17 protein-coding genes and 1 tRNA gene are annotated in these 19,666 nt (G+C 72.2%); 4 read left to right on the top strand and 14 right to left on the bottom strand.

The window, feature by feature from the left end; translation table 11 throughout:
• Positions 1-15: 15 nt before the first annotated feature.
• The 4 genes from ARTHRO9V_RS10595 to ARTHRO9V_RS10610 all read right to left on the bottom strand — a co-directional run bounded on the left by ARTHRO9V_RS10595 (position 16) and on the right by ARTHRO9V_RS10610 (position 4,176).
• Positions 16-1,479 (bottom strand): NAD(P)/FAD-dependent oxidoreductase, encoded by a 1,464-nt coding sequence (locus tag ARTHRO9V_RS10595; protein ID WP_159827008.1) that lies wholly within the window; start codon positions 1,477-1,479, stop codon positions 16-18.
• The gene (locus ARTHRO9V_RS10600; protein ID WP_159827011.1) at positions 1,476-2,486 is read right to left on the bottom strand and encodes an SDR family oxidoreductase; all 1,011 of its coding nucleotides are present in this window, start codon (positions 2,484-2,486) and stop codon (positions 1,476-1,478) included. Before ARTHRO9V_RS10600 ends, ARTHRO9V_RS10595 begins: the two co-directional genes overlap by 4 nt.
• 90 nt (positions 2,487-2,576) lie before the next feature.
• Positions 2,577-3,350, bottom strand: coding sequence for a hypothetical protein (locus ARTHRO9V_RS10605; RefSeq protein WP_159827014.1), 774 nt, complete (start codon positions 3,348-3,350; stop codon positions 2,577-2,579).
• Between the two features lie 109 nt (positions 3,351-3,459).
• Positions 3,460-4,176, bottom strand: a complete 717-nt coding sequence (locus ARTHRO9V_RS10610) for a DedA family protein (RefSeq protein ID WP_123571520.1) — start codon at positions 4,174-4,176, stop codon at positions 3,460-3,462.
• Positions 4,177-4,367: 191 nt separating this feature from the next.
• Between ARTHRO9V_RS10610 and ARTHRO9V_RS10615 the strand changes: the two genes are divergently transcribed.
• On the top strand, positions 4,368-4,694 hold the full coding sequence (locus ARTHRO9V_RS10615; protein ID WP_056048554.1) for a hypothetical protein: 327 nt from the start codon (positions 4,368-4,370) through the stop codon (positions 4,692-4,694).
• Positions 4,695-4,777: 83 nt separating this feature from the next.
• Positions 4,778-6,478 carry a discoidin domain-containing protein gene (locus ARTHRO9V_RS10620; RefSeq protein WP_159827017.1) on the top strand — a complete coding sequence of 567 codons (1,701 nt, stop codon included), beginning with the start codon at positions 4,778-4,780 and terminating at the stop codon, positions 6,476-6,478.
• A 10-nt stretch (positions 6,479-6,488) separates the two neighbouring features.
• Here the strand turns inward: ARTHRO9V_RS10620 and ARTHRO9V_RS10625 are convergent, their stop codons facing one another.
• The 10 genes from ARTHRO9V_RS10625 to mnmA form a co-directional block, all read right to left on the bottom strand.
• Positions 6,489-6,887, bottom strand: coding sequence for a DUF3054 domain-containing protein (locus ARTHRO9V_RS10625; RefSeq protein ID WP_159827020.1), 399 nt, complete (start codon positions 6,885-6,887; stop codon positions 6,489-6,491).
• A 52-nt stretch (positions 6,888-6,939) separates the two neighbouring features.
• On the bottom strand, positions 6,940-7,779 hold the full coding sequence (locus ARTHRO9V_RS10630) for a spermidine/putrescine ABC transporter substrate-binding protein (RefSeq protein WP_159827023.1): 840 nt from the start codon (positions 7,777-7,779) through the stop codon (positions 6,940-6,942).
• 136 nt (positions 7,780-7,915) lie between these two features.
• Positions 7,916-8,752 carry a DUF3097 domain-containing protein gene (locus ARTHRO9V_RS10635; RefSeq protein WP_201298934.1) on the bottom strand — a complete coding sequence of 279 codons (837 nt, stop codon included), beginning with the start codon at positions 8,750-8,752 and terminating at the stop codon, positions 7,916-7,918.
• Complete coding sequence (locus tag ARTHRO9V_RS10640; protein WP_159827026.1) at positions 8,745-9,542, bottom strand: hypothetical protein; 798 nt, start codon at positions 9,540-9,542, stop codon at positions 8,745-8,747. The genes ARTHRO9V_RS10635 and ARTHRO9V_RS10640 overlap by 8 nt, the downstream gene beginning before the upstream one ends.
• Before the next feature lie 37 nt (positions 9,543-9,579).
• The gene (gatB, locus tag ARTHRO9V_RS10645; protein WP_056048565.1) at positions 9,580-11,079 is read right to left on the bottom strand and encodes an Asp-tRNA(Asn)/Glu-tRNA(Gln) amidotransferase subunit GatB; all 1,500 of its coding nucleotides are present in this window, start codon (positions 11,077-11,079) and stop codon (positions 9,580-9,582) included.
• The gene (gene gatA / locus ARTHRO9V_RS10650) at positions 11,079-12,629 is read right to left on the bottom strand and encodes an Asp-tRNA(Asn)/Glu-tRNA(Gln) amidotransferase subunit GatA (RefSeq protein ID WP_159827029.1); all 1,551 of its coding nucleotides are present in this window, start codon (positions 12,627-12,629) and stop codon (positions 11,079-11,081) included. The genes gatB and gatA overlap by 1 nt, the downstream gene beginning before the upstream one ends.
• Before the next feature lie 2 nt (positions 12,630-12,631).
• On the bottom strand, positions 12,632-12,931 hold the full coding sequence (gene gatC, locus ARTHRO9V_RS10655; RefSeq protein WP_159827032.1) for an Asp-tRNA(Asn)/Glu-tRNA(Gln) amidotransferase subunit GatC: 300 nt from the start codon (positions 12,929-12,931) through the stop codon (positions 12,632-12,634).
• A 106-nt stretch (positions 12,932-13,037) separates the two neighbouring features.
• Positions 13,038-14,474 (bottom strand): alpha/beta hydrolase, encoded by a 1,437-nt coding sequence (locus ARTHRO9V_RS10660; RefSeq protein WP_159827034.1) that lies wholly within the window; start codon positions 14,472-14,474, stop codon positions 13,038-13,040.
• 125 nt (positions 14,475-14,599) lie between these two features.
• Positions 14,600-16,951: an NAD-dependent DNA ligase LigA gene (gene ligA / locus ARTHRO9V_RS10665; protein WP_159827036.1), complete on the bottom strand. Its 2,352-nt coding sequence runs from the start codon at positions 16,949-16,951 to the stop codon at positions 14,600-14,602.
• A 10-nt stretch (positions 16,952-16,961) separates the two neighbouring features.
• Positions 16,962-18,092, bottom strand: a complete 1,131-nt coding sequence (gene mnmA, locus ARTHRO9V_RS10670; RefSeq protein WP_123571527.1) for a tRNA 2-thiouridine(34) synthase MnmA — start codon at positions 18,090-18,092, stop codon at positions 16,962-16,964.
• Positions 18,093-18,131: 39 nt separating this feature from the next.
• Between mnmA and ARTHRO9V_RS10675 the strand changes: the two genes are divergently transcribed.
• Together ARTHRO9V_RS10675 and ARTHRO9V_RS10680 are read left to right on the top strand one after the other, a co-directional pair.
• Positions 18,132-19,382 (top strand): MFS transporter, encoded by a 1,251-nt coding sequence (locus tag ARTHRO9V_RS10675; protein ID WP_159827039.1) that lies wholly within the window; start codon positions 18,132-18,134, stop codon positions 19,380-19,382.
• Positions 19,383-19,437: 55 nt separating this feature from the next.
• A tRNA-Leu gene (locus ARTHRO9V_RS10680) sits at positions 19,438-19,519 on the top strand.
• The last annotated feature ends 147 nt before the right edge of the window (positions 19,520-19,666 follow it).

Below are 19,666 nucleotides of genomic sequence, written 5' to 3' on the forward strand. Positions count from 1 at the left end.
CGGGAGTCGACGCGATCAGGAGTCGACGCCGAGGTACGGCAGCCGGTCGATGCCGAACTCGTGCTTCAGGGCGCTGCGCGCGGCGTAGGCGCCACCCAGTCCGTGCACCGAGGGGCCCGGCGGGGTCGAGGACGAGCACAGGTAGAGGCCAGGCGTCGGCGTGCGCCACGGTTCGGTCGACAGCGTCGGCCGTGCCGCCAGCTGCCAGACGCTCGGGGCCCCGGCGGCGATGTCGCCGCCGATGTAGTTGGGGTCGTGCGCTTCGAGGTCGACCGCCGTCCGGCTGTTCGTGGCCAGGATCGTGTCACGGAACCCCGGCGCGAAGCGCTCGATGCCGGCGATGACGGTCTCGGTCTGGTCGACCGTGGACCCGCGCGGCACGTGCGTGTACGCCCACAGGGCCTGCTGACCGTCGGGGGCGCGCGTGCCGTCGACCACGCCCGCCTGGGCCACCAGGACGTACGGCGTGCGGGCGTGTCGACCCGAGGCGACGTCGTGCTCGCCCGAGGCGATCTCGGCCCGCGTCCCTCCGAGGTGCAGCGTGGGGCTGCGCCGGGCCTCGTCGTTCGCCCAGGGCACCGGCCCCGACAGCGCGAAGTCGACCTTGGCCGCCGCGTTCCCGTACCGGAAGCGCCGCAGGGCGCGCTCGTACCGGTCGGGCAGACGACTGCCCGCGATGTCGGCCAGGGCACGGGCGCTCGTGTCGAAGATCGTGGCCTTCGCCCTCGGCAGCTCGTCGATCGACGTGACGTCCACGCCCGTCGTGATGGTGCCTCCGTGGGCCAGGACGTCGTCGGCCATCGCGTCGACGATCGACTGGCTGCCACCGGTCGGCACCGGCCAGCCCCGGGCGTGCGCGTGCACGGCCAGGACGAGCCCGGCGGCCGAGGTCGACAGGCTCGGCATCGGGCGGATCGCGTGGGCCATCACCCCGGCGAGCATGGCAGGGGCCTCGTCACCCGAGAACCCGGCGTTCCACCAGGGGCCGCTCTGTGACAGGGCGGCCAGACCGAAGCGCGCGAGGGTCACCGGGTCGTCCGGCACCCGGACGAGCTCGCGCATCGTGAACTTCGCCATGCGGGGCTCGGTCTCGACCAGACCCCGGAGGAGGCGCGCCCAGGCGGCCCCGTCGGCACCGAGTCCGTCCGCCGTCCGGTCGAGGTCACGGTAGGCGATGCCGGCACGTCCGCCGTCGAGCGGGTGGGCGTACGAGATGTCGGGGACCGTCAGCTCGATCCGGCGGTCGAGTTGGAACCGCTGGAAGAACCCCGACGCGAGGGCCATGGGGTGCACGGCCGAACAGATGTCGTGGCGGAAGCCCGGCAGGGTCGCCTCCTGGGTGCGCGCTCCCCCACCGATCGTATCGGCCCGTTCGACGACCTCGACGCGGAGACCGGCCCGAGCGAGCACCACGGCCGCCGCGAGACCGTTGGGCCCCGCACCGACGACGACCGCGTCCACCTCGGGCGCGGCGCTCATGCCCGACGCCCGCGGGTCACCCGACCCACCACGGCGGCGGTGGCGGCCGCGGACGCCCCCACCACGGCCCCCACGGTCAGGGCGCGGTTGCGGGTGTACCAGACCTGCGGACTCGTGGTGCGCGCGCGGTCGCTGAAGATGCCGCGAGCCCCGTGGTCACCGGCCGTGGGCTCGTAGAGGTTGTCGGGCAGCATGGGCTCGTTCTTGTCGGGAGCCTGCTGGCCGGAGTACCCGCTCTTGGCGAGGTAGACGTCGAGGAAGTTCGCGACGAACCGGTTGCCGAGCACCGTCATGACGGTGGGCTCGCCGAGCCAGGTCCGGCGACGCGGCTTGTCGGCGACGTCGGCGATCGCCCGGGCCCCGACCTCGGGTTCGAAGATGGGCGGCACGGGCTGTGGGTGCTCGGGCAGGGTCGAGCGCACCCAGTTGAACTGGATGGTGTTGAGGGCCGGCATGTCGACCGTGCTGATCCGCACCGAGCTCTTGTTGTGGATCAACTCGGTCGTCACCGACTCGGTGAAGCCCTGGACGGCGTGCTTCGCGCCGCAGTACGAGGCCTGGAGCGGGATGCCTCGGTGGGCGAGCGCCGATCCCACCTGGATGACCTGCCCGCGGTCGCGGGGCACCATGCGTGACAGGGCCGCACGAGTGCCGTTGACGAAGCCGAAGTAGTTGACGGCCGTGGCCCGCTCGAAGTCGTCGGGGTCCGTCTCGAGGAACTCGCCGAACACACCGACCATGGCGTCGTTGACCCAGAGGTCGATCGGCCCGAGCTCGGCCTCGACGCGATCGGCGGCCGACTCGACCTGGGCGCGATCGGCCACGTCGGTCGAGATGCCCAGCGCGCGGCGACCGGCGGCCTCGACGTCCCGGACGGCCCCGTCGAGGCCGTCCTGTCCCCGAGCGAGGATCGCGACGTCCCATCCGCGCGCGGCGAGCTCTCGGACGGTGGCCCGGCCGAGTCCCGCGGACCCTCCGGTGACGACGGCGGTTCTCGTGCTGGTCATGGTGCCCCCTCGGGCCTATAGGCGGATCGTGGACGGACCCCCGACGCTAGTCCGCGACCGGAGGTCCGTCCCGGGGGTGATGCCCAGGTGTCAGATGTCGAAGCCTCCGCCGAAGTCCCCTCCCCCGAAGTCGCCGCCGCCGTCGCTCGCCGTCTCGGTGCCGGCGTCGGCACCGCCGTCCGCGCCGCCGTCGCCCTCGGAGCCCTGGTCGCCGCCGGCGTCGTCACCCGCGCCTCCGTCCGCCGTCGCCCCGGCGTCGGGCAGGAACGCGCTCATCAAGGTCGACCCGATGACGTAACCGGCCACCGTGCCCAGGATCGACCCGCCGATGATCGAACCCATGCCGGGGCCCTGACGGAGGGGCTGGCCGTTCGGCCCGACCTGCTGCCGTCCGTCCGTGCCGCCGCCGAGGGTGCGCTCGAGGGTCCCGGGTCGTCGCAGTTCGGACCGGGTGGCGGCCTGGGCGAGCGAGCCGGCGTCGTCGCCGCGCGGTGCCTCGCCGGGGCTCGACTCGGCCGTCAGCTGGTCGAAGACGAGACGGCGTTGTTCGGGGCTGAGCTTCGCGAACGCCTCGGCGTGCACCTGCTCGATGGTCTCGGGCGGGGCGGTCTTCAGCAGATAGCGGTACCGCTCGACGGCGATCTCGTCGTCACTGCGGGCCGGGCCGGTGCCGGCCGACGAGGCCGGGACCGGCGGCTGCTGGCCGTAGCCCTGCTGGCCGTACCCCTGCTGGTCGTACCCCTGCTGCGGGGCGGCGGGCTGCTCGTAGCTCTGCTGCCCGTACCGGTAGCCCTGCGGAGCGGAGGGCTGCTGCGGCTGGCCCTGCTGCGGCTCGCGGCCGAGGAGGCGGTCGAGGAATCCCATGGTGGTGTCCTGTCGGATCGTGTGCTCGGTGCCGCGCGCGGGGCGCGACGTCGGTCTGCCCACCACGGTACGGATCGTCCCGGCCCGCCGCCTGGACGGCCACGGAACGTCAGCCGCGAACGTCCTGATCGACGGCGTCACGCGACGCGTCGTCGACGCCGGCTCGACGGCGGCGCACCGACCGGACGACGAGGAACACCACGACGCCCGCGATGGCGGCGTACACGACGTAGTCCAGGTACTTCGCGTACCGGTCGATGAGCTCGTACTGGGTGCCGAGGGCGGCGCCCAACCCGATCAACAGCCCGTTCCAGAGGCCGCTGCCCACGATCGTGAAGACCGAGAAGACCAGCAGGGGCATGCGCTCGGCACCGGCGGGAAGCGAGATGAGGCTGCGCACGCCCGGGATGAACCGGCCGAAGAACACCGCGGACCGCCCGTGGCGCTCGAACCAGCCGGCCGCCTTCTCGAAGTCGTGGCGGTCGACCAGCGGCAGCTTGGCCAGCCACCGGATGCTGCGGTCGAGGCCGAGACCGGCCCCGAGCCCGTAGAGGACCAGGGCGCCCAGGTAGGCGCCGAGGGTGCTCAGCGCGATCAACAGCACGATGTTCATCGACCCGGCGCCGGCCAGGAACCCGGCCAGCGGCAGGATGACCTCGCTGGGGATCGGCGGGAACACGGTCTCGACGAAGGTCAGCAGGGCGACGCCCCACTCGCCGAGGGCGTCGATGACGCGGGCGGCGAACCCGACGAGGCCGTCGAGGTCGGCGACGACGTCCTGGCTCGAGGACGAGGAGGCGCGGAGGACGAGGGCTGTCGAGGTCATGGGTCCCAGGTGGTCGGTCGGGCGCTCGGGGGCGCAACGGATCGGCAGCCCCGAGTATGGCGGGGCAGCCTGCGCGTCCGCCCACAACGCCCGGGTGGGCTGCGCCTGACGGGGATCACCGCATCGCTTGCTACATTGACCTGTGTCGGCTTGGTTTCCGACGCCGGACACACTCACGAAACAGGACCCCAATGGGATCGCTCATCTACGGAACCTCGGGCATCGAGGTCGAGTTCGAGGACCGCGTGCTCGAACACCTCCAGATCGTCATCGCCACCAAGCTGCGTCGCCGCGAGTCGTTCTTCTTCTCGTGGCGCGACACGCAGAAGGTCGGTGACGGTCGCAGCAGCATCTGGCTGGACGCCGGCATCCCGCTCTACTTCAAGTACTCCGGCGGCCGGGTGCCGTCGATCAACCGTGACTGGCTCACCGAGCTGACGGCCTCGTCGAACAGCTCGTCCGGCCTCGTCCTCACCGACGAGCCCAGTCTCGACAACAGCGCCAAACGACGCGGCTGACCCGCGCCTCCCCCCTTTCGAGGCGTTGACCCGGTTCGGGTCCGTTCCGTACCGTGGGCCCGACGGCGACGGAGGGGGCGGTCATGCAGGGTGCTAGGCGCGCGAGCGCGGGCCGACTCGCGATCGCCACGATGGTGACGGCCGGCCTGGTCGCGGCCCTCGTGACGGCCCAGGCCCCCGTCGCGGCGCGGGCCTCGGACGCCGTCCTCTCGCAGGGACGCAGTGCGGGGGCCTCCTCGGTCGCCTCACGGTCCACCCCGGCAGCGGCCGCGGTGGACGGCGACGGGCGGGCGGGTTGGAGGAGCGCGCGGGCGGGCTCGCAGTGGTTGCAGGTCAGCATCGGACCGCAGGTCGATGTGTCGCAGGTCTCGCTGCGGTGGGGTGACGCCCCGGCGACGGCCTACGAGGTCCAGATCGCGTCGACCGGCAAGACCTGGCGCACGCTGGCGTCGACGACCCGGGGTGACGGCGGCACGGACACGTACGACGTGGCCGGGACGGGGAGGCACGTCCGGGTGCTCGCGACGGTCTCGGCCACGGGCACGGGGTACTCGCTGTCCGAACTGACGGTGCGTGGGTCCCGGACCGGGTCGTCGTCCGCCACCCCGGGCGTCCGACTCGCCGGTGGTGCCGGCTCGTGGCACCTCGAGGTCGACGGGCGGCCCTTCACGGTCGAGGGGGTCACCTACGGCGCCCCGGCCGCCGAGGCGGCCACCCACTTCCCCGACATCGCCTCGATGGGCGCCAACACGGTCCGCACCTGGGGCACCGACACGGGCTCGGGGCGCCTCTTCGACGCCGCGTCGGCGTCCGGTCTCCATGTCGTCGCCGGCCTGTGGCTCGACCACGGCGTCGACTACGTCGGCGACACCGCCTACAAGACGGCCACCCTGGCGAGCATCCGCTCGACCGTGGCCGCCTACCGGGATCGGCCGAGCCTCCTGGCCTGGGACGTGGGCAACGAGGTGATGCTGGGGCAGGGCGAGACCCAACGGGTCGCCTACGCCCGCTTCGTCGACGAGGTCGCCCGGACGATCCACTCGATCGACCCGGGCCACCCCGTCACCTCGACCGACGCCTGGATCGGCGCCCTCTCGTACTACGAGGAGCACGCTCCGTCGCTCGACTTCTACTCGGTCAACTCGTACGGCGGTGTCGGGTACCTCGAGGACGGGTGGATCTCCGGCGGGTACACCAAGCCCTACCTGGTGACCGAGACCGGTCCGGCCGGCTCGTGGGAGGTCCCCGACGACGCGAACGGCATCCCGCTCGAACCCGGCGACGAGGCCAAGGCCCGGGCCTACACCGCCGCGTGGCAGGCCGTCCTGTCCCATCCCGGCGTCGCCCTCGGGGCCACCGTCTTCAACTACGGCCTCGAGAACGACGAGCCCGGCGTCTGGTTGAACCTCCGGACCGACGGTCTCCGTCGGCTGTCGTACTTCGCGGTCCAACGCGCCTACGGCGGGGAGGCGCCCACCAACACGTCGCCCGTCGTGCGCTCCATGACGCTGTCCCCGGCCTCGGGAGTGCGCCCGGGCACACCCGTCACGCTGACGACCTCGGTGACCGACCCCGACGGCGACCCCGTGACCTACCGGGTCTACGCCACGAGCCGGTACGTCGACGGGGACGAGTCCCTCCGGCCGTTGCCGGCGACCACCACGGGACCGGGGACCATGACGGTGCAGGCCCCGTCCCGCCCCGGGGTGTGGAAGATCTACGTCTACGCGCTCGACGGCCGGGGCAACGTGGGCATCGAGGCCCGCTCGGTCCGCGTCGTCTGAGGTCCCCGCGTCAGCCGCGGACGAGGGCGGCGACCGCTCGCCACCCCACGACGAACACGCCGAGCACGACGACGGTCACGACGACGAAGCTGACCTGCACACCCTGACCGCTCACCACACGGAGCAGCACGCCGATCACGGCGGTGGAGACCCAGACGACCGCTCCCGAGCGGACGGCCGACAGCGGCCAGCGGACGCCGGTCACGCTCGCCCAGCCGACGACCGAGCCGACCACGAACGGCCACAGCGTGCCGAGCAGGCCGGGCAGGTCGAGACCTTCGGCGTGGCTGCGACGGCCGATGACGACGAAGGCCAGGACCGCGACGAGGTCGACGACGATCGGCCACCAGGCCGGGCCGACCTCCCGCCGCCGGGTCGTCGGGGACGAGGTCGGGCTGGGGCGGGTCATCTCGGTGTCCTCTCGTGACGTCGGCACGCGCCGCGGACCGGGTCGCTCGGGTTCAGCGCGACCGCGGCTGCTCGAGTGCGCGCGACAACTCTGCCAGCAGTTCGTCGACCTGGGGGGCCACGAGGCGGTCGATGGCCTCGGCGATGCGCGGACGGTGCTGCACCAGGGCCAGGCACAGGCTCGTGCCGACGGACTCGGCGTGGTCGCCCGCCAGGGTGATCTCGTGTCGCAGTGCGGCCTTGGCCTCGTCCGAGTACTCGGGCTCGGGCTCGGGTCGCGGGGCCGGACCCGGTCGGTGTTCCGATCCGGCGGCCGGACGAGGATCGTCGAGCAGGGGCGCGTCGGTCGGCATCGCCGAATCGGGGGGCAGCAGCCAGCCGTCGAGGTCGTCGGGGTCGAACGGCGCGGCAGCGACGTCGGCCTCGGACGTGGAGTCCGTGGACCCGCCCACGACGGTCGGGTCGGGCGGGATGATGCCGGCGTCCGCCGGCATCCCCGCGAGCCCGGCGAGCGTGAAGAGGAACGGCTGGCCCGGTTCGGGTTCGGGGTCGAGATCGAGACCCTGGAACTCGGGGTCGAGACCCTGCTCGGGTCGGTACCCCCGCGCCTCCTGGGCCTCGGCGAGTCGCAGCTCGCGCGTGACGAGCGGGAGGTTGCGGGCCGTGTACTCGTCGACGTCGTCGTCGACGATCTGCCGCATCCGGTTCAGCAGCGCGTGCTGCACGGCGTGCGGCACGTCGTGGTCGAACCCGGCGGCGGTGGCGACGGGCGAGCCGAGGCACACCCGACACGGTCGCGTGCGACCGCGGGCGGTGCCGATGTGCCACCGGGGCAGCCAGCGCAGCCAGGCGTCGACGGCAGAGCTCACGCTTCCCTCGATCTGCTCGGCCATGCCTCGAATCTAGGGCGAAAAGCGGCCGGGACGCCGACACGCCCGGGCGATTCCCGGGGATCGAGGTGTCCGAGCAGCCCGCGGAGCCGACGGCGGTGCACGACTCGGGCCGCGTCACCCTCGTCGACGCCGGGACTCAGCCCGACGTGACGAAGTCGATGAGTTCCTCGACCCGGCCGAGCACCGACGGCTCGAGGTCGGCATAGCTCCGCACGCGCGACAGGATGTGCTGCCAGGCCCGCGCGATGTCCGCCTGGTCCTCGTGCGGCCAGCCCATGGCCTCGCACACGCCGTGCTTCCACTCGACGGATCGGGGCACGACCGGCCAGGCCTCGACACCGAGCCGCCCGGGCTTGACGGCCTGCCAGACGTCGACGAACGGGTGCCCGACCACCAACACGTGGCGGCCGAGCGGACTGCGGGCGATGCCCTCGGCGACCCGGCTCTCTTTCGAGCCCGGCACCAGGTGGTCGACGAGCACGCCGACGCGTCGCTCGGGCCCCGGCCGGAAGTCGCGGAGCACGTCGGCCAGGTGGTCGACGCCCTCGAGGTACTCGACGACGACGCCCTCGACCCGCAGGTCGGAGCCCCAGACCTTCTCGACCAGCTCGGCGTCGTGCCGCCCCTCGACGAAGATGCGACTCTGACGGGCGACCCGGGCCTTGGCCCCCTCGACGGCGAACGAGCCGGACGCCGTGCGCGCCCGACCCTGAGGCGCCGCCCGCGGCACCCGCAGCGCGACGGGGGCGCCGTCGATCGAGAACGAGCCCGACATCGGGAAGGCCCGCACCCGGCCCTTCCAGTCCTCGAGCTCGACGGTGCCGGCCTCGACGCGGACGATCGCGCCCGTGAAGCCCGACCGGACCTCTTCCACCACGAGGTCGCGGACCGCGTCGGTCGGCGTCGGCGCCGACTTCGTCGAGCGCTTCCAGTCGCCGGCGAGCACGTCGGCACCGTACCGGTCGTCATCCACGGGGGCCTCCGGAGCGTGGTCGGGGTTGGTAGGGGCGGGGTGGGCCCTTTCGCGGGCCGTCGGCGGGTGCGGTCTCGGGACGCCCGGACGTGCGGCCCGGCCGGGGGGACGGAGCAGGAGGCGCGGTGCCGCTCCGTGGAGTCGCCTCGGTCGGGCGCTGGCTCACCTTCGGCGGACGCGCCGCCGACGCGTCGGGCTTCGGGAGCGCGACGCGGGTGGAGGACGGTGACGACGCGACCCGCGCCTCGCGGTCGGATGCGGCCGTGCGGACCGCGACGCCCGCCGGGGTCGGCGTGAAGCCGACCGTGAACACCCAGGTCAGACCACCCAGGACGAAGAGCACGAACGCGGCCGACACGGCCGCGGGCAGCCACCAGGCCGCGAGGGGCCCGCCCTGCGAGACGAGGGCCAGGACGAACAGCGCCGCGACGAACCACAGGGAGGCGCTGGTCGCCACCGCGAGGTAGCGCTGATACCGGCGCCTCATCTCGGCCCGGTTGGCCGGGTTCTTCCAGAAGGCGGCGTGCGGGACGAGCACGTGGCGGGCGGGCGTGACCGCGAGGAACAGAGCCGACACCGACCAGGTCACGACGATGCCGACCACGAGCACGGCGCCGAGGAGGACGAGGTCGTCACGGCTCGCCGCGAACGCCGACCCACCCGTCTCGCTGAGGTGGACCATCACGACCCGGCCGGGCAGGACGCGCGAGGCCACCGCGAGCGTCACGAGCACGCCGACGAGGGCGACGGCCACGGGCACGGCGGGGCGCAGACGCGCGACGAGGTTCATCGTGCGCCGCTCCCTGCCGCGGCCGTGGTCACGTCGATCAGGCCTGCGCCCGCTCGAGCACCAGCTCGCGGACGCGCGCGGCGTCCGCCTGCCCCTTCATGGCCTTCATGACGGCGCCGATGACGGCACCGGCGGCCTGGACCTTGCCGTCGCGGATCTTCGCCAGCACGTCGGGCTGACCGGCCAGGGCCTCGTCGATGGCGGCGATGAGCGCGCCGTCGTCCGAGACGACCTTCAGCCCGCGGGCCTCGACGACCTCGGACGGGCTGCCCTCGCCGGCGACGACGCCCTCGAGCACCTGACGGGCCAGTCGGTCGGTCAGCTCGCCGCTCTCGACGAGCGCGATGAGTTCGCTGACGTGCAGGGGCGACACGAGGCTCGAGGCCTCGACACCCTGCGCGTTGGCGAGGCGGGCGATCTCGCCGGTCCACCACTTGCGTGCGGCCTGGGGTGAGGCACCCGCGGCGACGGTCTCGACGAGCTCGGTGAGCAGGCCGGAGTTCACGACGTCCTGGAACTCGAGGTCGGCGAACCCCCACTCGGACTTGAGCCGGCGACGCTGGGCGACCGGCGCCTCGGGAAGGGCCAGACGCAGTTCTTCGACGAGCTCGCGAGGAGGGACGACGGGCAGCAGGTCGGGCTCGGGGAAGTACCGGTAGTCGTCGGCGTCGCTCTTGGGGCGGCCCGCCGAGGTGCGACCGGTGTCTTCGTGCCAGTGGCGCGTCTCTTGCGTGATGGTGCCGCCCGCGGCGAGGATCGCGGCCTGACGCTGGATCTCGTAGCGGACCGCGCGCTCGACCGAACGGAACGAGTTGACGTTCTTGGTCTCGGTGCGGGTGCCGAGCTTCTCCTGCCCGTGCGGACGCAGGGAGACGTTCGCGTCGCAGCGCAGGTTGCCGCGCTCCATGCGGGCCTCGCTGACGCCGAGGGCCCGCACGATGTCACGGATGGTCGACACGTAGGCCGCACCCAGCTCGGGGCCCTTGGCGCCCGCGCCGATGATCGGCTTGGTGACGATCTCGACGAGCGGGATCCCGGCGCGGTTGTAGTCGACGAGGGAGTACTCGGCGCCCTGGATGCGACCGGTCGACCCGCCGACGTGCGTCAGCTTGCCGGCGTCCTCTTCCATGTGGGCGCGCTCGATCGGGATCGCGAAGACGGTCCCGTCCGGCAGCTCGACCTCGACCTCGCCCTCGAACGCGATGGGTTCGTCGAACTGGCTGACCTGGTAGTTCTTGGGGTTGTCGGGGTAGAAGTAGTTCTTGCGGGCGAAGCGCGAGCTCTCGGCGATCGAGCAGCCCAGGGCCAAGCCGAGGCTGATCGAGTAGCGCACGGCCTGCTCGTTGACCACCGGCAGCGACCCGGGCAGACCCAGGTCGACCGGGGTGACGTTCGTGTTGGGCTCGCCACCGAAGAAGTTCGGGGCGTCCGAGAACATCTTGGTCTTGGTCGCGAGCTCGACGTGGACCTCGAAGCCGAGGACGACCTCGAACTGCTCGAGGGCCTTCTCGTAGTCCATCAGGTCTGCCTTGGCCATCAGATGACTCCCTCGGTGGCGGCGGTCTGCTCGGTCGCGCTCAGGTCGGGCGCGCGCGAGATGAGCGTGTGGCCCCAGCCCTGCTCGAGCAGCTGCTCGAGGGCGGCACCGTAGGTGTAGAGGCGGGCGTCGCCGCGCGCGGGGGCCATGAACTGCAACCCCGTCGGCAGCCCGTCCTCGGCGGCCAGGCCCATCGGCACCGTGATGCCGGGGATGCCGGCCAGGTTGGCCGGGATCGTCGTGATGTCGTTGAGGTACATGGCCAGCGGATCGTCGATCTTCTCGCCGAGCCGGAACGCCGTGGTGGGCGCCGACGGCGAGACGAGGACGTCGACCTGGTCGAACGCCGCCGCGAAGTCGCGCTGCACGAGGGTGCGCACCTTCTGCGCGCTGCCGTAGTAGGCGTCGTAGTAGCCCGCGCTCAGCGCGTAGGTGCCGAGGATGATGCGGCGCTTCACCTCGGGGCCGAAGCCGGCCTCGCGGGTGGCGGCCATGACGTCCTCGACGGTGCCGCCTCCCTCGGGGACGACCCGCAGGCCGAAGCGCACCGAGTCGAACTTGGCGAGGTTGCTCGACGCCTCGGCCGGCAGGATCAGGTAGTAGGCGCTGATCGCGTGCTCGAAGCTCGGGGCCGAGATCTCGACGATCTCGGCACCGGCCGCGCTCATGAGGTCGAGGGCCTCGGCGAAGCGGGCCTTGACGCCGGCCTGGAAGCCCTCGCCGTTCAGCTCGCGGACGACTCCGATGCGGACGCCCTGCAGGGCCCCGCCGGCGAGACCGGTGCGGGCCGCCTCGGTGAACGAGGGCCAGGCGTCGCGCAGCGAGGTGGAGTCGCGGGGGTCGTGCCCGGTGATGACGTCGTGCAGCATGGCACTGTCGAGCACCGTGCGACTGACCGGGCCGACCTGGTCGAGCGAGCTGGCCAGGGCGATCGCGCCGTAGCGGCTGACCGACCCGTAGGTCGGCTTGACCCCGACGGTGCCGGTGACGGCACCGGGCTGGCGGATGGACCCGCCGGTGTCGCTGCCCAGGGCGAGGGGCGCCTCGAAGGCGGCGACGGCGGCCGCAGAGCCGCCACCCGAGCCACCGGGGATGCGGTCGAGCGACCAGGGGTTGTGCGTGGGTCCGTAGGCCGAGAACTCGGTCGACGAGCCCATCGCGAACTCGTCCATGTTGGTCTTGCCGAGGGGGACGAGGTCGGCCGCGCGCAGCTTGGCGACGACGGTGGCGTCGTACGGCGGCACCCAACCCTCGAGGATCTTGCTGCCGGAGGTCGACGGCATGTCGATCGTGCAGAGGACGTCCTTGATGGCGATCGGGACGCCGGCGAGCGGGCCGAGGGCCTCGCCCGCGGCGCGGCGGCGGTCGACGTCGGCCGCCGTGTCGAGTGCGGCCGTGCTGACGTGCAGGAAGGCGTGGACGTCCCCGTCGACCGCCTCGATGCGGTCGAGGTGGGCGCGCGTGACGTCGACCGACGACACGTCGCCGGCGGCGAGGCGGGTCGACAGCTCGGCGGCGGACAGGTGGACGAGCGAGGTGGTGTCGGTCATGGCTACTGCTCTTCTCCCAGGATCGCGCTCACCCGGAAGCGCGAGCCGTCGTGGTCGGGGGCGCCGGACAGGGCCTGCTCGGCCGTGAGCGTCTGGCCCACGACGTCGGGCCGGAACACGTTCTCGAGCGGGATCGGGTGGCTGGTCGCCGGGACGTCGTCGGTCGCGACCTCTCGGACCTTGGCGACGCTGTCGACGATGTGGCCGAGTTCCGCGGTCATCGTGTCGATCTCGGCCTCGGTGAGGGCGATGCGGGCGAGACCGGCGAGGTGCTGCACCTGCTCGCGCGTGATTTCGGACATGCTTCTCTCTCACGTGGTCGTGCGGGGGTACCGCGGCGGCGGTACCGCACGATTCTACGGGGCGGCACCGACGCGCGGGGTCGTGGTGGGTCGCGGCGTCGGACCCTCAGTCGCGGAAGTAGACGTCCTGCGGCCGCACGAGCGTGAGGGCGGGCGCCTCCGGACCGCCCTCGCCCGGTTGGCCGGTGCGACCGTCGACGAGTGCGCCGTGCCCGAGCCCGATGAGGGCCAGGCTGCGCATCGACTCGGTGCCGGCCCGGAAGTAGTCGTTGTGGCCGAGGGCGGAGGCCAGGGCGTGTCCCGTCACCGCGTCGGCTCCACCGCTCAGGTGCAGCACGACGGCGCCGAAGGCGCCCGTCGCCGGGTCGGCCCCGAAGAAGCCGCTCCCTGCCACGGGATCGAAGCTGCCGGCGGCGGCGTACACGTCGTGACCGCGGACCGCGAGCTCCCCGGCGTCGGAGACGACGCTGCCGGGCGATCCGAGCAGCACCAGCGAGTCGACCGACACGCGTCCGGACGACAGGGCGATCGTCGCCGTCGTCGAGCCGTACGAGTGCGCCATGACCGACACCCGCGGCTCGTCGTCCGCCCGGGCCGCGTCGAGCCCGTCGAGCGCGTCCACGAGGTGGGACGCACCCTGCCGAGCGAGGCCGAGGTCGTAGAAGTTGGTCAGGTCGGGCGTCTGGTAGCCCATCCAGGCCACGACGGCGACGGTCGGCACGGGGCCGGGGCCACCGCGGCCCAGCAACGTCGCCCAGGTGGCCTGCTCGTCGTGGAGGGCGCCGGCGGTGTTGGTCCAGTCCACGAGCTGGTCCGACACCGTGAACAGCATGCCGGGGACGAGCACGCTGACGTCGTCGGCGGTGTCGAGGTCGCCGACGGTGACGGCCGCGCGTCCGGGCAGGACCGTATCGAGCGCCACGAGGTGTCGGTCGGCCGCCCCGGCGAAGGGGACGTCGTTCGTCGCCCCGTCGAGCGTCGCCCGCACCTGCTGGAGCATGGCCAGACGACGGGCGTCACCCGGCTCCTCGTCGTCCGAACCGATCCGCTGCGAGACGGCGACCGTCGCGTACCGCAGGAGCTGCCGGTTGGCGGTGTCGCGCACCGAGTACGGGACGCCCTCGAGGTTGCCGACGACGCCCGGCACGCTGCGCGCGAGGACCGCCTGCCGACCGTCGCCCAGCCCGGACCACCAGGCGGCCGTGACCTCGGGTGCGACCTGCTCACCGAGCGCCGCCGTCAGCGCCGTCGCGTCGTCACCGTCGGCGTCGAGGGTGTCGGCGAAGCGCTCGACCCCGGCCGAGGAGGCACGGGCCAGCTGGTCGAGGCAGGCCTCGGCCGAGAAGGCGGTCGCCTCGACCTCCCGGCAGCCGTCGAGCTCGGGCACGGCACGACCGTCCCGTACCGGTGCGACCCCCGGGACGTTGCCCGGCGACGCCCCGACGAGTGGCCCGGTGGCCGGGCGGTCGAGCGTCACGTCGGTCGCCGACGGCACGGTCGGAGCGTCGGCCACCCCGGCGAGGTGCACCGAGGCAGAAAGCATTGCTGCAGCGAGGAACAGCACGTCGGGTCTTCCCCCTAGTCACGTGCCTGTACCCCGGCTCCCTACTGCTGGAGAGCGACACGTCCTCACATCCTAGGAAACGAAAGTGCCCCTGACCAGGGAAATCATGATTCCGGCGCCTCCTCGTCCCCCACCTGGGGGACAACGAGAGCCGCCGGGCCCTCCTTAAGGAGGACAGCGAATTGCTCCGCGTCGATGATCCGTACCCCGAGTTGCTCGGCCTTCGTCAACTTCGATCCGGCGCCGGGTCCGGCCGCGACGAAGTCCGTCTTCTTGCTGACGCTGCTCGCCGCCTTGCCGCCGGCCTCGACGATGGCCTCGAGTGCGCCCTCGCGCGTGAACCCCTCGAGGCTCCCGGTCGCCACGACCGTCACGCCCGAGAGCACGCCACCCGCCGCCTCGGCGGCACCCGGTCCGGGATGACCGGGTGTGGCGAACTGCACTCCCGCCGCCGTCCACCGATCGATGATCTCGACGTGCCAGTCGACGTCGAACCAGGCGAGCAGCGCATCGGCGATGATGCCGCCCACGCCGTCGACGGCCGCGAGCTCGTCCCGCGAGGCGGCTCGGATGGCGTCGAGCGAGCCGAAGTGGTTGGCCAGCGCCCGGGCCGCGACCGGCCCGACGTGTCGGATGCTCAGACCGACCAGGAACCGCCACAGCGGGCTGGTCTTCGCCTTCTCGAGGTTCGCGAGCATCTCGATCGCCGTCTTGGACGGCACCGAGGTCTCGTCACCCGAGAACTCGGTGGCCGAGGGGTCGAAGGCGCCGTCGCGCTTGGCGCGCTTCCGGCGGAACGGGGTGACGAGTTTCGGCTGCCCGTCGGCCTCGAGCTTCTGCATGCCGGTCTCGGTGTCGCGGACGACGACCCGTACGGGGAAGATGTCGGCCATCGTCAGGCTGAAGAGGCCGGCCTCGGTGCGCAGGGGCGGCGTGGCCGGCTCGACGGGCTGCGTCAGCGCGGCCGCCGCGACCTCGCCGAGGCCTTCGACGTCGAGCGAGCCGCGGGACGCGATGTGCTCGACGCGTCCGCGGACCTGGGCAGGGCAGCTCTCGGCGTTGGGACAGCGCAGGTCGATGTCGCCCTCTTTGGCGGGCTTGAGCGGGGTGCCGCACTCGGGGCAGTCGACGGGCATGACGAACTCGCGTTCGGTGCCGTCGCGCAGCTCGATGACCGGGCCGAGCACCTCGGGGATGACGTCGCCCGCCTTGCGCAGCACGACGGTGTCGCCGATCAGCACGCCCTTCGCCTTGACGACCTGCTGGTTGTGCAGGGTCGCCTGGCGCACCTCGCTGCCGGCGACCTCGACCTTGTCCATGACGGCGAACGGCGTCGCTCGGCCCGTGCGTCCGACGCTGACGACGATGTCGAGCAGCGTCGTGTTGACCTCTTCGGGCGGGTACTTGAACGCCGTCGCCCACCGGGGAGCCCGGCTCGTGGCCCCGAGCTCTTCGTGCAGGGCGAGGTCGTCGACCTTGACGACGATGCCGTCGATCTGGTGCTCGACCGACGAGCGCCGCACCCCGTAGTCGTGGATGAAGGCCTCGACCTCGTCGACGGTGTCGAAGACGCGGTAGTGGGTCGAGATGGGCAGGCCCCACCCACCCAGCAGGTCGTAGACCTCGGATTGCGACCGGACCTCGGTCGCCCGCTCGAGTTCGCGGACCGGCCACGCGCCGATGCCGTGCACGAGCATCCGCAGGCGGCGCAGGCGTGCGTGCATCAACTCGCGCTTCTCGGGGCTCTTGCCCTCTTCTTTCTGACGCAGCGAGCCGGCGGCGGCGTTGCGGGGGTTCGCGAAGACGCGTTCTCCCGCCTCGCGCTGCTGGGCGTTGAGTTCGTCGAACTCGCTGACCGGGAAGAAGATCTCGCCTCGCACCTCGACCAGCGGCGGGTGGCCGGTGCCCTCGAGCCGTTCGGGGATCGTGCCCATGGCGAGCACGTTGCCGGTCACGTCCTCGCCGACGACGCCGTCGCCACGGGTGGCGGCGGTGACGAGCACGCCGTCCTCGTACCGCAGGTTGATCGCCAGGCCGTCGATCTTCAGTTCGGTGAGGAACCGCACGCGTTCGGTCCCGGCGTCGCGCTGGACCTTGCCCGCCCACTCGGCGAGCTCGTCGTCGCTGAACACGTTGTCGAGGCTGAGCATGCGCTCGGCGTGCTCGACCGGGGCGAACTGCGTGGTCTCGGCCCGGCCACCGACCGTCTGCGTGGGGCTGTCGGGCTTCTGCAGCTCGGGGTGAGCCCGCTCGAGGGAGTCGAGGCGTCGCACGAGGCCGTCGTAGTCGGCGTCGGAGACGGTCGAGCCGTTGCCCTCGTAGTACTGGTCACGCAGCTCGAGGATGCGGGTCGTCAGACGTTCGGCCTCGTCTCGCGCCTGGGACAGGTCGTCGGGGACGCCGTCGGTCTCGACCGCGGGCCCGGAGGCGGAGGCGTCGTCGCCGGTCTCGCTCATCGTGGTCGCCTCAGACGGTGACGACTGCGGGCACGGGCACGGCGCTGACCGTGCGGTCGATCGTGCACTGACCGAGGACGCGGGTGCCGACGTAGACGACGGCGGTCTGCCCGGGGGCGACGCCGTTGAGGGGTTCGCGAGGTGTGATCACGAGTTCTTTCTTACCCTCGACCTCCGACACCCGCGCGACCGCGGGTACGGGGTCGGCGTGGGCACGGATCTGCACGTCGCAGTCGAACGCGACCGTCGGGTCGACCGGGGCGAGCCCGGCCCAGGTGTACGAGCCGCCGGCGATCTCGGCGATGTCGAGGGCCTCCTTCGGTCCGACGACGACCGTGTTGTCGACCGGTCGCACCTCGAGCACGAAGCGCGGCTTCCCGTCGTCGGACGGGAAGCCGATGTTGAGGCCCTTCCGCTGGCCGACCGTGAAGGCGTGCGCCCCTTCGTGCGACCCGACCACGGCACCGCTGCGATCGAGGATCTCACCCGTCTCGGCACCGACCCGCTCGGCGAGCCACCCGCGGGTGTCGCCGTCGGGGATGAAGCAGATGTCGTGGCTGTCGGGCTTGGACGCCACGCTGAAGCCGCGCTCGGCGGCCTCGGCCCGCACCTCGGCCTTGGAGGGCGTCGCCCCGAGCGGGAACATCGAGTGCGCGAGCTGCTCGGCGGTGAGCACGCCCAGCACGTACGACTGGTCCTTCGCCCAGGCGGAGGCGCGGTGCAGCTCTCGGTTGCCCCGGTCGTCGGTGACGATGGTCGCGTAGTGACCCGTGCAGACCGCGTCGAAGCCGAGCGCGAGCGCCTTCTCGAGCAGGGCGGCGAACTTGATGCGCTCGTTGCAGCGCATGCAGGGGTTGGGCGTGCGGCCTGCGGTGTACTCGGCGACGAAGTCGTCGACGACGTCGAGCTTGAAGCGCTCGGAGAAGTCCCACACGTAGTAGGGGATGCCGATCTTGTTGGCGGCGCGCTGGGCGTCCATCGAGTCCTCGATGGTGCAGCAGCCACGGCTGCCCGTGCGGAGCGTCCCCGGCATCCGGCTGAGCGCCAGGTGCACGCCCACCACGTCGTGGCCCGCCTCGACCGCCCTCGCCGCGGCCACCGCCGAGTCGACTCCACCACTCATCGCTGCCAAGACCTTCATCCGACAAGTGTACGCAGCGGGCCTAGGGTGGCGAGCGACATGTCTTCCTCCTCCCCCGCCTTCAGCATGCGGTCGGTGGCCTTCGCGGCGTTCCTGCCCGCGGCGCTCTTCGCCATCGGCGAGGGGGCCATCATCCCGATCATCCCCGTCGTGGCGAGCGAGCTCGGTGCCTCGCTCCCCTTCGCCGGCTTCGTCGCCGCGCTCATCCTCGTCGGCGAGCTGATCGGCGACATCCCGAGCGGATGGCTCGTCAGCCGCATCGGCGAGCGCACCGCGATGATCGGTGCCTCGCTCGTGAGCATCGGCGGACTCGTCACCTGTCTGCTGGCGCCGAACGAGATCGTCCTCGCCGTCGGCGTGCTGGTGATCGGCCTCGCGACCGCGGTCTTCGCCCTCGCACGGCACGCCTTCATGACCAGCTTCGTGCCCGTCGAGATCCGCGCCAGGGCGCTCTCGAGCCTCGGCGGAGTCTTCCGACTCGGCTACTTCGTCGGCCCGTTCCTCTCGGCCGGGGTCATCGAGTTGACCGGGTCCGTGCAATCGGCGTTCGTCGTCCACATCGTCGGCTGCCTGGGCGCGGCGATCGCGCTGCTCGTCCTGCGCGACCCGTCGGCTGCTTTCGGCGTCCGGCCCGGCAGCGGCACGGAGGACGGCGCCGACCTCGTCGCCCGGGAGGCACACGGCCTCTTCGCGACCCTCTGGCGTCATCGAGGCGTGCTGCTGAAGCTCGGCAGCGGGGCGGCCCTGATCGGCGCCATGCGTTCCGGTCGCCAGGTCATGCTGCCCCTCTGGGCCGTCAGCATCGGCCTCGGGGCGTCCGAGACCGCGATCATCATCGGCATCGCCGGCGCCGTGGACTTCGCGCTCTTCTACACGAGCGGACAGATCATGGACCGCTTCGGGCGCCTCTGGAGCGCCGTCCCCTGCATGGTGGGCCTCGGACTCTCGTACCTCGCCCTGTCGGTCACGCACGACCTCGACGCGAGGGTCGGATGGTTCGTCGCCGTCGCGATCCTGATGTCCCTGGCCAACGGCGTCGGCAGCGGGATCCTCATGACGCTCGGTGCCGACCTGGCCGACAAAGGCGACCCCGCCCCCTTCCTCGGCGCCTGGCGCTTCACCGGCGACGCGGGCAGCGCTGCGGCGCCCCTGCTCATCTCCGGGGTGACCGCGGTCGTGTCGATCTCGCTCGCCAGCGGGGTGATGGGCGTCCTCGGCCTCGTGGGTGCGGCGATCCTCGTGCGCTACGTGCCCCGCTACTCACCGCACGTGCCGCGCTCGCAGCGCTAGCGCCTCCTCGTCCCCGTTCCCGCCGAGGGTCGCCGTCGGTACACTCGGTGCTGCCGCGGGAGTGGTGGAATTGGCAGACACGCAGGATTTAGGTTCCTGTGCTTTCGAGCGTGAGGGTTCAAGTCCCTTCTCCCGCACACAGAGCGCCGTGACGACGTGCCCCCTCCCGCCAGGGTTCACGTCCCTTCTCCCGCACAGATGACGACTTCGACGTGCTCCCTCCCGCCAGGGTTCACGTCCCTCCACCCGCACGGGTACCCTGAGCGAGACCGGCAGGCCGGCCA

Source organism: Frigoribacterium sp. 9N (assembly GCF_902506305.1).
In the GTDB taxonomy this organism is placed as follows: domain Bacteria; phylum Actinomycetota; class Actinomycetes; order Actinomycetales; family Microbacteriaceae; genus Frigoribacterium.

What these genes read in the sequence shown, in the direction of transcription:
- ARTHRO9V_RS10595 (WP_159827008.1), bottom strand. Translation starts at nt 1,479, where the DNA reads ATGAGCGCCGCGCCCGAGGTGGACGCGGTCGTCGTCGGTGCGGGGCCC.
- ARTHRO9V_RS10600 (WP_159827011.1), bottom strand. Translation starts at nt 2,486, where the DNA reads ATGACCAGCACGAGAACCGCCGTCGTCACCGGAGGGTCCGCGGGACTC.
- ARTHRO9V_RS10605 (WP_159827014.1), bottom strand. Translation starts at nt 3,350, where the DNA reads ATGGGATTCCTCGACCGCCTCCTCGGCCGCGAGCCGCAGCAGGGCCAG.
- ARTHRO9V_RS10610 (WP_123571520.1), bottom strand. Translation starts at nt 4,176, where the DNA reads ATGACCTCGACAGCCCTCGTCCTCCGCGCCTCCTCGTCCTCGAGCCAG.
- ARTHRO9V_RS10615 (WP_056048554.1), top strand. Translation starts at nt 4,368, where the DNA reads ATGGGATCGCTCATCTACGGAACCTCGGGCATCGAGGTCGAGTTCGAG.
- ARTHRO9V_RS10620 (WP_159827017.1), top strand. Translation starts at nt 4,778, where the DNA reads ATGCAGGGTGCTAGGCGCGCGAGCGCGGGCCGACTCGCGATCGCCACG.
- ARTHRO9V_RS10625 (WP_159827020.1), bottom strand. Translation starts at nt 6,887, where the DNA reads ATGACCCGCCCCAGCCCGACCTCGTCCCCGACGACCCGGCGGCGGGAG.
- ARTHRO9V_RS10630 (WP_159827023.1), bottom strand. Translation starts at nt 7,779, where the DNA reads ATGGCCGAGCAGATCGAGGGAAGCGTGAGCTCTGCCGTCGACGCCTGG.
- ARTHRO9V_RS10640 (WP_159827026.1), bottom strand. Translation starts at nt 9,542, where the DNA reads ATGAACCTCGTCGCGCGTCTGCGCCCCGCCGTGCCCGTGGCCGTCGCC.
- gatB (WP_056048565.1), bottom strand. Translation starts at nt 11,079, where the DNA reads ATGGCCAAGGCAGACCTGATGGACTACGAGAAGGCCCTCGAGCAGTTC.
- gatA (WP_159827029.1), bottom strand. Translation starts at nt 12,629, where the DNA reads ATGACCGACACCACCTCGCTCGTCCACCTGTCCGCCGCCGAGCTGTCG.
- gatC (WP_159827032.1), bottom strand. Translation starts at nt 12,931, where the DNA reads ATGTCCGAAATCACGCGCGAGCAGGTGCAGCACCTCGCCGGTCTCGCC.
- ARTHRO9V_RS10660 (WP_159827034.1), bottom strand. Translation starts at nt 14,474, where the DNA reads ATGCTTTCTGCCTCGGTGCACCTCGCCGGGGTGGCCGACGCTCCGACC.
- ligA (WP_159827036.1), bottom strand. Translation starts at nt 16,951, where the DNA reads ATGAGCGAGACCGGCGACGACGCCTCCGCCTCCGGGCCCGCGGTCGAG.
- mnmA (WP_123571527.1), bottom strand. Translation starts at nt 18,092, where the DNA reads ATGAAGGTCTTGGCAGCGATGAGTGGTGGAGTCGACTCGGCGGTGGCC.
- ARTHRO9V_RS10675 (WP_159827039.1), top strand. Translation starts at nt 18,132, where the DNA reads ATGTCTTCCTCCTCCCCCGCCTTCAGCATGCGGTCGGTGGCCTTCGCG.